The organism is Peterkaempfera podocarpi (assembly GCF_042466665.1).
GTDB classification, from domain to species: domain Bacteria; phylum Actinomycetota; class Actinomycetes; order Streptomycetales; family Streptomycetaceae; genus Peterkaempfera; species Peterkaempfera podocarpi.
The window spans coordinates 8,527,205-8,540,121 of record NZ_CP162102.1 but is presented as its reverse complement, the minus strand read 5'-3'; the positions used below and the strand labels follow the sequence as shown (position 1 = coordinate 8,540,121).

The following is a 12,917-nucleotide window of genomic DNA, read 5'->3' as shown; positions in this document are numbered from 1 at the left end:
AGCGGTTCGGCCACGCGTTCATAGCGGCGATGGGGCCGACGGCAGCCCGCCAGCCAGGACACGGTCTCAACCACCCATCGGTGTCAGCCCAGCTGCCGCGAGGACTCGACGCCCTTGCGGGCGATGCGGGTGCGGATGCCACGCTTGCGCAGCCATCGACGCAGGTGGTCGTAGTCATAGCCCTTGTCCGCGTGCAGTTTCGCCGGCCGTCGGTGCCGGGGTCCGCAGCGGGACCGGATGGGCGGAATGCCCCGGACGAGCGGTTCTAGGCCGTTCTAGCTAGGCCCTGGCTGTCGTGCATGTTCGCGCCGGAGATGCCCAGGGACAGCGGCAGCCCGTTCCTGTCGCAGATCAGGTGGATCTTCGATCCCAGCTTGCCGCGGTCGGTGGGATTCGGTCCCGTCAGTGGCCCCCCTTTGCCGCCCGCAGACTGACCGAGTCGATCGCGCACCGCGACCAGTCCAGCTTGCCCCGCGCTCCGAGTTCGTCGAGGATCACGCGGTAGAGCTTCTCCCAGACCCGGTCCCGGCTCCACTGGGCAAGCCTGCGGTAGACCGTCTGCCGGCTCGGGCCGAACACCGGCGGCAGCTGCCGCCAGGTGCAACCCGAAGTCGCCACGAAGACGATCGCAGCCAGAGCCTCACGGTCACCCGCCCGACGTCAGCCACCGCCCTGCGGGCGTATCACCACCGTCGGCGGCACCACCCGTCTGAACGAGACCCACAATCCGTCCGGAACCAGCCGTTCCACGAGATCCGTCATGCACGACCCAACGAACGATCACGCCATAAGAAACGACGTCTTCAGTGTCTCTTGATCGCCTCGGTTTCATCTCCGGCGAACTACAAGCAGCCTGTCGGCCGACGCTCTTGCATAGAGCAGTGAGACACGAGCGGCATAACGAGACGCAAGATAGGGAATTCTGTGCCGAATCCATCGTCGTCCGTACCGGTGGCTCCGCCGCCCGGACTCACCGCGCCCGACCCTGCGCCGCTCGGCCTCATTGCGTTCAGCATGGCAAACATCATCCAGAGTTTCTTCAACGCCGGCATCAATCCGGCTCTCTTTCCTGCAGCGTTCCCGCTCGAGTTCTTCGTGGGCGGCCTTGTCCAGATGATCGCTGGAATCTTCGAGTTCAGGCAGGGCAGCAGGCTCGGCGCCACCGCATTCACCGTGTTGGGCGCGTTCTGGCTGTGCTTCGTGGTCTACGCCAAGTACATCGTGGTCACTCTGCCTGCCGAACAGGCCCACACGGGGACGGGTCAGTTTCTACTGCCGTGGGCAGTGATCCTCCTTGTGCTCACGCTTGCGGCAGCTCGAACGACGGGCGTGCTCCTGGCCGCATTCGTCGCCACTACCATCAACGTCTCCTTGCTCACGGCGGGCGAGTTCGTTCAATCCATCACGTTGATCAGGGTTGGAAGCGGCTTCGGATTCCTCACTGCGGCGCTCGGCCTGTACGGTGCGTTCGCCGGCCTCGTCAACGGAACCTGGGGTCGACACGTGATCCCGACCTATCCGGACCCCGGCAGACGTCTCGAACGGCTTGCCCGCAACAAGCCTCGCCCTACTTCGGTGACCTCGTCGGCAGCGGAGCACCCCGAGCTCTCCACCTGAGCAGCGGCCGAACTCGTCGATCGGAGCAGCGCGGCTCGCGGCAACCGAGACTCACCCACGGCTTTACGGCGAGTCACCTCCGTCGTGCCTTGGACAGCGCAGCAGAGCATGGTGCCGGCGGCGGCTCGCCCGAGCGCGTGAGTCGGCCCAGCTGGAGACCATCGCTGGGTCGGCTGCTCTCCCGGGAGCCGGCTCTCTGAAGTGTTGCGGGGAGCCACTTGCGGGCTCAGACTGAATCTCAGGTGCGGCGTCGGGATCGCTGGTACTTGATCTGCAGATCCAGGTGACGCTGCGTGGGCGGCTTTGAGGCTCGGCCGCAGTCACCCCACTCAACCTCGGCTTTGCGCCGAGCCGCTGTCGGGGAAGGTGCCTCGTCTGGCGCTTTGCCCTGCAGTGTGTCGCTCCCTGCAGGGCATGGAGTGACCGGGACTCGAGCCGTCGAGTGAACTGGGACTCGAAAGGAAGCACTCGACATGGCGAAGGCGAAGGCAGCACTGAAGAAGGTCCTCATCACGGGAGCAGGCACCGGCTTCGGGTTCGAAGCCGCTATGCGCCTTGCCGAGAGGGGCTTCGACGTGATCGCCGGCGTGGAGATCTACGCCCAGGTGCAGACGCTGAAGTGGAAGGCGGCTGAGCGCGGGGTCAAGCTTCAGGTCGAGAAGCTCGACGTGACGAACGACGGAGACCGTCGCAAGGCCCTCGACTGGGGTGTGGAGATCCTGGTGAACAACGCCGGTGTCGGTGAGGGTGGATCCACGGTCGACATTCCCGAGTCGAATATTCGGCACCAGTTCGAGGTCAACGTCACAGGGCCGCTCGTCCTCACTCAGGGAATCGTCAAGCAGATGGCCAAGCGCGGGGCCGGACGCGTCGTTTGGGTGTCCTCGCGCGAAGGCTTGAACGTCAACCCGTTCACTGGCATCTACTCGGCCTCGAAGCACGCGATCGAGGCTATCGCCGAGACCATGGCCTACGAGCTGCAGGAGTACAACATCGAAGTCGCCACGGTCAACCCGGGGCCATTCCTGACCGGCTTCAACGACCGGATGTTCCAGACTTGGGAAAGTTGGGAGGACGACGCGTCGCAGCGGCTCTTCGACTATTCGAAGCTCGCCTTCCCCCGCTCGCAGTTCGACCCTGAAGCGGTCTACGCCACGCTGACGGCCGTCGCCGCCGGAGAGGTCGACAGCTACCGCAACCTGGAGCCCAAGTCGATGCTTGAGGAGACCAAGCACCTCCAGCAGGTTCCTTGGGAGCGCAGAGTCACGGACGGTCTCGGGACCCGCCATCCGGCCATCCAGCACTCCTACGAGATGCAGCCTGAGACTCCCGTCGTCGCCTGACGCCCCCGGGGTGACAGCGAGTGGCAGGGCCGAGTGGGATCCGCCGTGGGGGGAGTGCGAGTTCAGAGCGCCCCCTTGCGGCACGGGGTGGCCGTGAACAGCTGGAGGTGCACCACAATGCCAGTCAAGGCAACCGTGCTGGAGGATCGGTATCGCAACCGCGGGACGGCGTTCACGCTGGAGGAGCGGGCGAGGCTGGGGATCACGGGGCGGCTGCCGGCGGCGGTCGAGACCCTCGACGAGCAGGCCGGCCGGGCCTACGCGCAGCTGCTGCAGCAGCCCTCCAACCTGCACAAGTACATCTACCTCAACGAGGTCCACGACCGGAACCAGGTGCTGTACTTCAAGCTGCTCGCCGACCACCTCGAGGAGTTGCTGCCCGTCGTCTACGACCCCACGGTCGGCGAGGCGATCGAGAAGTGGTCGGTCGACTACCGCGACTCACGCGCGGTGTACCTGTCGATCGATCGCCCGGAGGACATGAAGGCCTCGTTCCAATCGCTCGGCCTCGGCGCGGACGACGTCGATCTGATCGTCGTCTCCGACGCCCAGGAGATCCTGGGTATCGGGGACTGGGGCGTCAACGGGACCGACATCTCCATCGGGAAACTCGCCGTCTACACCGCGGCTGCCGGCATCGACCCCAACCGCGTCATTGCCGTGAACCTCGACGTGGGAACGGACAACGAGCAGCTGCTCAACAATCCGTCCTATCTGGGCAATCGGCACGCACGGGGCACCGGCCGGCGCTACGACGACTTCATCGCTCTCTACCTCCGGACCGCGTCCGAGCTGTTCCCGAACGCGCTCCTGCACTTCGAGGACTTCGGGCCGTCGAACGCCCGGCGGATCCTGGTGGAGAACTCCGACACGTACCGGATCTTCAACGACGACATGCAGGGCACCGGCGCGATCGTGATGGCTTCCGTGTTCTCGGCTCTGAAAGTCACCGGGGGACGCTGGCGCGACCAACGACTCGTCGTCTTCGGTGCGGGCACCGCCGGCACCGGTATGGCCGACCAGATCCACGCAGCGATGCTGCGGGACGGTGCGACCCCCGACGAGGCGAAGAAGAACATCTGGCTCATCGACATCCACGGCCTGGTGACCGATGACATGCGGGACCTCCCCGACTACCAGCAGGTCTATGCGCGGTCCCAGTCCGCGGTCGGCGAGTGGTCCGACGGCGAGATCGATCTGGTCACCACGATCCGACACGTCAAGCCGACCATCCTCATCGGCACCTCCACGGCCCACGGTGCGTTCACCGAGGACGTCGTGCGGGCGCTGTCGGAGGGTGTCGAGCGTCCGATCCTGCTGCCTTTGTCGAACCCGACGAGTCGCATTGAGGTCATGCCGTCGGATGCGGTGCCCTGGTCCGAGGGCAGGGCACTGATGGCGGTCGGCATCCCCGTCGAGCCGGTGCAGTACAACGGGGTTTCCTACGAGATCGGGCAGGCCAACAATGCCCTCCTCTACCCAGGGCTCGGTCTCGGCACGATCGTCTCCGGCGCCGGCCGCGTGACGGACAACATGCTGCTCGCCGCCGCCGAGGCGGTGGCGGGCCAGGTCGATGTGTCGGCGCCCGGAGCATCGCTCCTGCCACCGGTTGCGAACCTGAGGGCGTCGTCCGCGACGGTCGCGGTCGCCGTCGCCAAAGCCGCGGCAGCGGACGGTGTCGCAACAAAGTCTCACGACAACCTCGTTCAGGCGGTCCAGGACGCAATGTGGGAGCCGGTCTATCGCACGGACGACCTGGAGGGCCGGCAATGAGCGGTCACCAGTCGACCCCGAAGATGCGGGACCTGCCGATCGGGATCCAGGCCGCCGGCAGTCGGCAGGAATTCGACAGCATGGGCATGGTCGAGGTGCCGGCAGACCGGTACTGGGGGGCGCAGACCCAGCGCTCGCTCCTCCACTTCTCCATCGGCGGCGACCGGATGCCGAAGGAGGTCTACCACGCCTACGGCTACGTGAAGAAGGCGGCAGCGCTCGTGAACGCTGCCGCCGGGCGGCTGCCCACGTGGAAGGAGCAGGCCATCGTGCGGGCGGCGGAGGAGGCCATCGCGGGGAAGCTCGACGAGCATTTTCCGCTCTTCGTGTGGCAGACGGGGTCGGGCACCCAGAGCAACATGAACGTCAACGAGGTCATCTCCAATCGCGCGTCGCAGCTGCTCGGCGGCACGCTCGGGACCCAGAAGCCGGTCGCCCCGAACGACGACGTCAACATGGGGCAGTCCAGCAACGACAGCTTCCCGACGGCGATGCACATCGCCTCCGTGCAGGAAGTCGACGAGCATCTGCTGCCGCAGGCCCAGGAGCTCGCCGCGTCCATCGAGGCCAAAGCCACGGAATGGGAGGAGATCGTCAAGATCGGCCGCACGCACCTCGAGGACGCCGTCCCGCTCACCGTGGGGCAGGAGTGGTCCGGCTATGCAGCACAACTGCGCGCCTGCATCGAGGAAATCAAGCGCAGCCGCCTGGGTCTACTCGAACTGGCCCTGGGAGGCACCGCCGTCGGCACAGGACTGAACGCGCCCGCAGGCTTCAGCCGCGACGTCGCGAGCCAGATCGCCGAGCTGACCGGTAGGAGCTTCGTCACGGCCGAGAACAAGTTCATGGCACAAGGGTCCCTGGACCCCATGGTGCGGGCGCACGCGGCACTGCGCGGGCTGGCCGTCGCGTTGATGAAGATCGCCAACGACATGCGGTGGCTGGCCTCGGGACCGCGCACCGGATTCGCCGAGCTGCAGCTTCCGCAGAACGAGCCCGGCTCATCGATCATGCCTGGCAAGGTCAATCCGACCCAGTGCGAAGCGATCGTCATGATTGCGATTCAGGTTCTGGGCAACGACACGGCAGTCGCCTTCGCCGGCAGCCAGGGCAACTTCGAGTTGAACGCCATGCGGCCGGTCATCATCAACAACTTCCTCCACTCCGCGCGCATCCTCGCCGACGGAATGGAAAAGTTCAGAGAGTTCTCCGTCAGCGGCACCGAGCTCAACCGGGACAGGATCTCCCAGTACGTGGACGAGAGCCTGATGCTGGTCACGGCGCTGAGCCCCGTGATCGGGTACCAGAACGCCGCGCACATCGCCGAATCCGCCCTGGCCAACGACCAGACGCTCAAGGAGGCCGCCCTGGCGAGCGGCCACGTCGACGAGAAGACGTTCGACTCCGTCGTGAAGCCGCTCGCCATGGTCGGCCACGGCGTTTCTGGCGCCTGACGCACGGATCAGGCTGAGGTGAGGATGGAGCCGGCCTGGGCGGCGCTCTTGCGGGACTACCAGCGCATCCTGCACGCGCTCGCGGACAGCAACGGCTCGGCCAAAGGCCGCTGACCTGCCAGGAAATGGCCGTCACCTTCGGCCTGGAGGCGGCGTCGGCCAGTGTGGAGACACTGCGCTCGAAGACGAAACGCCTGGTGGCCCGCGGCTGGCTGGTCGAGGACGCGCCGGGGCAGTTCACGCTCGCAAAGGGCGTGGCCGAGCACTGGAGGGGACAAGTCTTCTCCGACGTCGCGGACAGAGCGGCGCACCGGACCGGGAGCACCACCCCGGCAGCCTTCGCCCGCGGCCGTACCGAGCCCGGCGATCAGGCCGGTTCGTCGGGGCCGTACCTCTCGTATCTGGCCGCCCAGCGCTCATAGGCCCCGGGCGTGTCGAGGCCGTGAACGCTCACGTAGGCGCGGCGTTTCCTGTGGTGGGCGCGAGCCGCGTCCTCGTCGGCGAAGGCCGCGAAGGAGCCCGCAGCGCCGAGAGTGGACTCCCACAGCAGGACTTCCTGGCCGCCGGGGATGTCGAACCGGTGCCGGACGAGGTGGACTCCGTGGGCCGATGCCACGGTTTCCGGGTGATGTCCGGTCGCCCGCAGCAGGGGCTTCCACACCGCCGCGTCGACCAGCGGTGCGACCGCACTCACGCACAGCTGGAGCCCCCTGAGGGCGGTCGGGGACAGGCCGACCCGGTCGATGGGCAGGGCGTGGCGATCGAGCCACTCGGTGGCAGGCAGCAGCACGTCGTCGTCCCAGACCGAGTAGTCGTGTGCCGCGTACAGGACCCGGGGCCCGGAATCCGCTGTCACGAGATCCTCTCGCCAGCGGTTCGGCGGTTCCGCCAGCCAGGCCCGGGCCCGGGCCGGATCGTCGGTAACCTGGGTCCGGCCCTCCTTCCCGTGCGGGCGCTTGATCACGATGCGGGTCGCCGAGTCCGGGATGGCCGGCGGAGTGGCCGTGACGATCTCCTCGACGGTGCGGTAGCCCGCCCTCCGGAGGGTCGTGGCCCGCCAGTGGCCGACGCCTGCGCCCACCAGCGCCTCGACTTCGTCGAAGGTGAAGGCCTCGGCAGGCCATGTGTCACCCCACCAATCCACCGCGCCCCACTGGCTGGTGCTGCGTCGGCGGAACATCTCCACATCGTGCAGCCTGCTGAAGACGAAGGCTCTGAGCATGGGCAGATCGGTGCGGCCGAAGCCGAGTTCCACCAGCGCCCCCGCACACTCCAGCGGCATCCGGCGGGCGAACTCCGCCGTCTCCGGGAGGGCGTGGGTGCGCGGGTCCGGTGACCGCAGGGGGCCGGTGGAGGCCGCCCGTACCTTCATCACGGCGTCGCCTCCCCTGGTCAGAGTGTGGGCGAGCACCACGCACACCAGCCCGCAGACCACGCCGTCGTGCTCCGTTCCCTCCGGAACAGCATCGGCACCAGGCGCACCCGGGCTGCCGGCCGGCCACTCGGCCCGTAGCACCACACCACTCCGGATCAGTTCCCCGGTCGGAGCGAGCCGTCGGTACGGGATGTTCCAGACCGGCGCACCGTGGGGGTTGACCGGGTCGTACGGACAGCTCTCGTGGAGCAACTCCCCTGCCCCCTGCTGCGGACGTTCTTCCCGTACGTGCATCCACCTGCCGCAGCGTCCACAGAAGCCCTGTCGGGTCCACTCAGCCACCAGTCCCTCCCCCGTAACCTCTGCCGGACATCCTGGTCCACTCCCGTTTCCTGCCCACTGAAGCAGCCACCCAGGCGCCTTGTCCGGCAGATCACCCAGCCCCATCGGGGAACGGCAGCCCCAGCGGCTACATGCCCGGCCACCTCCCGACACCCGCCGGGCCGACGCGAGAGCTTCGCCTGGACCGACTACCGCGACCTCGTCCGGGCCGCCCGCACGCACGCAGCTCGACGGGCACCCTACGTCTCGGCGCCACGGCGGTGCTTCCGGTCTGACCGTGATGCACCGCCGCGGCTCTGCGGCTATGCGGTCAGACGAGGGCGGGTCCGGGCACGCGGGTGGGCTGCTCCTCCGCGGGCGGCTCGATGGCCAGGTGCGGCAGGCGGCGGTCCAACCAGCGGGGCAGCCACCAGTTGGCCCGGCCGCACAGGTACATCACGGCCGGTACGAGCACCGTCCGCAGGACGAAGGCGTCCAACGCCACGGCGGCGGCCAGCCCGATGCCGAACTCGGCGATGCCGCGCTGGCCCGTGAACACGAATGCGGCGAACACCGCAATCATGATCATTGCTGCGGCGGTGATCACCCGTGCGGTGTGGGTCACGCCGGCGAGCACCGAACGGGCGTTGTCACGGGTGTGCGACCATTCCTCGGCCATCCTGCTCACCAGGAAGACCTGGTAGTCCATGGACAGGCCGAACAGGACCGCCAGCACCAGCTCGGGCAGGTAGCCCTCGACAGGGCTGGGCGAGCCGAGGCCGAGCGCGTTGGTTCCCCAGCCCCATTGGAAGAACGCGGTGAGTACGCCGAACGAGGCTGCCGCCGACAGCAGGTTGAGCACCGCTGTGATCGCGGGGATGAGCAGGCTGCGGAAGGCAAGCACGAGCAGCAGGAAGCTGAAACCCACGATGGTGGTGAGGAGCCAGGGCAGCTTGTCGCTTGTCACCGTCGCGAAGTCGATGAACGTGGCCGTCAGGCCACCTACGTAGACCTGCAGCGTGGTGCCGTGCGTGTAGCGCGGTACGACCGTGCTGCGCAGTTGGTTGATCAGGGTGGAGGTGGCCGGGTCTTCGGGCGCTGTGGCGGGGAGGACCTGGGTCACCTCGACCGTCGGCCCGGCGCCTGGCATGGTTTGCGCGGTCTCCACGGCGGCCACCCCGGGCACGGCGGTGAGCGCGCGGTCGAGCCGGTCAAGCGCGGCGCGGTCGGCCGCGGACTGAGTCTGGGCGACCAGGAGCAGCGGGCCGTTGAAGCCCGGCCCGAACCCCTCGGCGAGCATGTCGTAGGCCTTGTAGGTGTGGGTCGACTTGGGGTCGTTGGACGCGTCGGCAAAGCCCAGCCGCAGGTGCAGCGCGGGAGCGGACACCACGAGCATGACGGCGAGCCCCAAGGCGGCGAGCACGGCGGGGAACCGCGGCACGATGCGCGACCAGCGTGCCCACAGGCCGCTGCCGCTCTCCGCCTGGCCCAGCCCGCCGGACTGCAGCCCGCGGCCTTGCCTGCGACTCAGCACGCGCAGGCCAAGCACTCCGAGAAGCGCGGGCAGCAGCGTGACGGCCGCGGCCACGGTGCACACCACGGTGATCGCCGCCGGGACGGCCAGGCCGTTGATGAACTGCAGGTTGACGGATAGCAGCCCGAGCAGGGCGATGCACACCGTGCCGCCGGCGAACAGAACCGCGCGGCCAGAGGTGTTGAGCGCTTGCACTGCCGACTGCTCCGGGTCCAGCCCGGACTGCAGGCCGCGGCGGTGCCTGGTCACGATGAACAGGGCGTAGTCGACCCCGACGCCAAGGCCGATCAGCGCGCCGAGGATCGGCGCGATGCCGTTCACGGACATCAGGTGGCTGAGCGGGGCCATGAGCAGCAGGCCGCTGCCCACCCCGGCCACCGCGGTCACGATCGGCAGCGCCATCGCAAGCACCGATCCGAACGCGATGAGCAGGATGACGGCGGCCGCGACGATGCCGATCAGCGACGTGTCCGACGCCGGCGTCTCCTCGGCGCCCGCGATCGCCTTGCCTCCGAGCTCGACCGCGAGGCCCGGCTCGCGGGCGGCAGTCGCCGCCGCGATCACCTGGTTGATGTCGGCGTGGTCCAGGTTGTCTGCCTGGTCGGTGAAGGTCACCGTGGCATACGCGGTGCGCCCGTCCGCGCTCACCTGGACCTTGCCGCCCGGCTGGTAGGGGCTGGCGACCGAGGCCACCTCGGGAAGGTGCGACACCTGCGCGAGCATCGCCGACATCCGCTGCTCAACGGCCGGATCGGTGGCGTTGCCATCGCTCACGTGCCAGACGATCTGGTCGGAGTCGCCCGCCTGGGCCGGCGCTGACCGCTGCAGCAGTTCCTGGGCGCTGCCCGAGCCTGTTCCTGGCAGTGTGAGCGAGTTGTCGTACGTTGTCTTCACCGTCTGCGACATCACCGCCAGGGCGATGAGGAGACCTACCCAGGCAGTGATCACGATGAAGCGGTGCTGATAGCACCAGCGTGCAAGGGCGGACATGATCCTCCGTTCCGTTCCGTTCGGCTCCTCATCGTCGGGGTCTCAGCTGCCTCAGTCACCGGCCGGCCGCAGCGATTGCCCGAGGCGCTACCGCGCCATCCGGCGCGGTTTGCGGCTGCGCCTACTGCGTTGGCGGTAGTCCTGATCTCGGGCATCCCGACCGGCCTGGGACCAGTTCGGCCGGCGGAGGGAAGCAGCCAACTCGGAAGCCACCGCATCGAAGCCGCTGTACGGCTCGTGGATCTCCCCCCAGCTGTGCGCCGATCACTTCGGAGGGTCCCGCCAGTGCGGCATCCCGGTCCGGCACGCTGCAGAAGTCGTCCTTCACCGGCTCGGCAATCAGGGATCCAGCCCGAAGAGTCCTTGCTGCTGGTGCCAGTGAACACCGGGCAGTGCAGGTCATCGCGGTCAGATACCTCAGCAACTACCTCGCGCTGTCCTCGTCCCGGTCGCAGTACATGGGAAAGCAACCGTCCCCTTTCCGTCGCCGGGCTACTCGGCTGCCGATGACCAGCAGCACTGTCCCGAACGGGGTCACGGTCGCGTGGCGGCTCTCAGTTGCCCGGCAGCGGTGCGGCGCTTCTCCTGCGGCGGTACCCCGGTACGGCGCTCGTGGTCGTCCTCGTGGCGACGGGGACGCTCATGGACGGGGACGTGGCGCGCTGGCCAGGCCGGTCTGATAGGCAAGAACGACGAGTTGTGCGCGGTCGCGTGCGCCGAGCTTGGTCATGGCGTGGTTGGCGTGGGTCTTGACGGTGAGCGGGCTGAGCGTCAGCTGACAGGCGATCTCCGTGTTGGACATGCCATCGGCGACCAGGGCTACCACCTGCCGCTCGCGATCGGTGAGGGTGGCAAGCAGCGGCGAGGGGCGAACCGGCTCGCTGTCGTGCAGCGTGAGGAACCTGGTGACAAGGCCCCGGGTGGCGGACGGCGAAAGCAGCGCGTCGCCGCGGGCGACCGTGCGAATCGCCTCGATCAGGACCTCCGGGCGCGCGCCTTTGCCGAGGAACCCGCTGGCCCCCGACCGCAGCGCCTCGAAGACGTACTCGTCGACCTCGAACGTCGTCAGGATCAGCACCCGCACTCCGGCGAGGCTGTCGTCAGCGGCCATCCGCCGGGTTGCGGCCAGCCCGTCAAGGCCTGGCATCCGGATGTCCATCAGGACGACGTCGGGGCGTGCCTCGTGGGCGAGCCGGACCGCGTCGTGGCCGGTGGCTGCCTCGCCCACGACTGTCAGCCCTGGCGCACGATCGATCACCAGCCGCAGGCCCGCGCGGACAAGATCCTGGTCGTCGGCGAGGACCACACGGATCGGCACCGTGGCGGCGGACGCGGTCCCATTCATGAGCCCTCCATCCCGGCCGCTCGCAGCGGAAGCTCGGCGAAGACGCGGTAGCCTCCCTCGGGCCGGGGCCCAACCGCCAGCCGTCCGCCCACGGCAGCCACCCGCTCCCGCATGCCCACGATGCCGTGTCCTCCGGGCGTGCGCAGGCCGCTCCAAGCAACCGACGTACCCTCGTCCTCGACCGCCAGCCTGAGCGCCCCAGGCGCGTATCCAAGCCGCACCACCGCGGTGTCGCAGCCGGCGTGCTTGCGGGTATTGGTCAGCGACTCCTGGATGACCCGGTAGGCAGTCAGCTCCACTGCCTCGGGCAACGGCCTGGCCTCACCGGTCACCTCGCGGGTGACTCGCAGGCCCGCGCCGGCGAATGAGCAGATCAGTTCTCCCAGCCTGTCAAGACCCGGCACTGGCTCCGCCGGCTCGGCCGGCTCGGCCGCGCCGGGCTCGCGCAGCAGCCCGACGGTCAGTCGCAGTTCCTCGAGGGCTTCCTCGCTGGCCTGCTGGATATGTGTGACCGACTCCATGGCCTGGGATCGGTCCTCGTCGTCGAGCAGACAGGCCAGCGCGCCAGCCTGCACGTTGATCAGGGCGACATGGTGGCCGACGGCGTCGTGCAGCTCCCGTGCGATTCGCAGCCGTTCCTCGGTGACGCGGCGGTTTGCCTCGTCCTCCCTGGTCTGCTCGGCGCGTCTGGCACGCTCCTCGGCCTCGGCGAGGTAGGCACGGTGGCTGCGGGCGGCGCTGCCGGTGGTGACCGCCAGCGCCGCCCACAGCACGATGACGACGCCCGTGATGCCGGGATGGGTGATGAGCGAGCCGGCGAGCAGCGTCGCCTTGACGGTGGCGCCGACCGCGAGCGCCCGGCCCGGGGAGGATTCCAGCGCGACCCCGTACAGCGCGCCGAAGAGCGCCAGCAAGGTCAGCGGGTAGGCCATCCCATCGGCCATCAGCACGACCGATCCGATGACGGCGACCGCCACGATGCCGAGCGGGAACCGCCGGCGTACCACCAGAAGTGCGTAGACCACGACGGTGACCAGCCAGCTCAGCGGCTGGTGAGAACTCAGCCCAATCCGGACGGCCGCGGGGATCGTCGCAAGCGTGAACAGCACCATCGAGCTGAGCGACGAAATCAGCAGCAACAACTGCTGCCTGGCCATCAGCCTGC

8 protein-coding genes and 2 pseudogenes are annotated in these 12,917 nt (G+C 68.3%); 5 read left to right on the top strand and 5 right to left on the bottom strand.

The features are described from left to right. Positions 1–5: 5 nt before the first annotated feature. A pseudogene (locus tag AB0761_RS37135) lies at positions 6–762 on the bottom strand (IS5 family transposase); the annotation flags it as partial. A gap of 162 nt (positions 763–924) precedes the next feature. Here AB0761_RS37135 and AB0761_RS37130 point away from each other — a divergent pair. The 5 genes and pseudogenes from AB0761_RS37130 to AB0761_RS37110 form a co-directional block, all read left to right on the top strand. Continuing rightward, the gene (locus tag AB0761_RS37130; RefSeq protein WP_377273680.1) at positions 925–1,617 is read left to right on the top strand and encodes an acetate uptake transporter; all 693 of its coding nucleotides are present in this window, start codon (positions 925–927) and stop codon (positions 1,615–1,617) included. A gap of 473 nt (positions 1,618–2,090) precedes the next feature. Further along, a complete protein-coding gene (locus AB0761_RS37125; RefSeq protein ID WP_377273679.1) occupies positions 2,091–2,960 on the top strand; it encodes an SDR family oxidoreductase in 870 nt (289 codons plus the stop codon). A gap of 117 nt (positions 2,961–3,077) precedes the next feature. Then, entirely contained in the window at positions 3,078–4,733 is a 1,656-nt protein-coding gene (locus tag AB0761_RS37120) for an NAD-dependent malic enzyme (RefSeq protein WP_377274518.1), read from the top strand. Continuing rightward, entirely contained in the window at positions 4,730–6,187 is a 1,458-nt protein-coding gene (gene fumC / locus AB0761_RS37115; RefSeq protein WP_377273678.1) for a class II fumarate hydratase, read from the top strand. The genes AB0761_RS37120 and fumC overlap by 4 nt, the downstream gene beginning before the upstream one ends. A 33-nt stretch (positions 6,188–6,220) precedes the next feature. Beyond that, a pseudogene (locus tag AB0761_RS37110) lies at positions 6,221–6,447 on the top strand (hypothetical protein); the annotation flags it as partial. Between the two features lie 107 nt (positions 6,448–6,554). On the opposite strand, the gene AB0761_RS37105 reads toward AB0761_RS37110, so the two are convergent. From AB0761_RS37105 to AB0761_RS37090, 4 genes are all read right to left on the bottom strand, one after another. Continuing rightward, positions 6,555–7,814 (bottom strand): hypothetical protein, encoded by a 1,260-nt coding sequence (locus AB0761_RS37105; RefSeq protein WP_377273677.1) that lies wholly within the window; start codon positions 7,812–7,814, stop codon positions 6,555–6,557. Positions 7,815–8,214: 400 nt separating this feature from the next. Further along, a complete protein-coding gene (locus AB0761_RS37100) occupies positions 8,215–10,407 on the bottom strand; it encodes an MMPL family transporter (protein ID WP_377273676.1) in 2,193 nt (730 codons plus the stop codon). A 640-nt stretch (positions 10,408–11,047) separates the two neighbouring features. Continuing rightward, a complete protein-coding gene (locus tag AB0761_RS37095) occupies positions 11,048–11,725 on the bottom strand; it encodes a response regulator (RefSeq protein WP_377274516.1) in 678 nt (225 codons plus the stop codon). A 23-nt stretch (positions 11,726–11,748) separates the two neighbouring features. Next, positions 11,749–12,909, bottom strand: a complete 1,161-nt coding sequence (locus tag AB0761_RS37090) for a histidine kinase (protein ID WP_377273675.1) — start codon at positions 12,907–12,909, stop codon at positions 11,749–11,751. Positions 12,910–12,917: the final 8 nt, after the last annotated feature.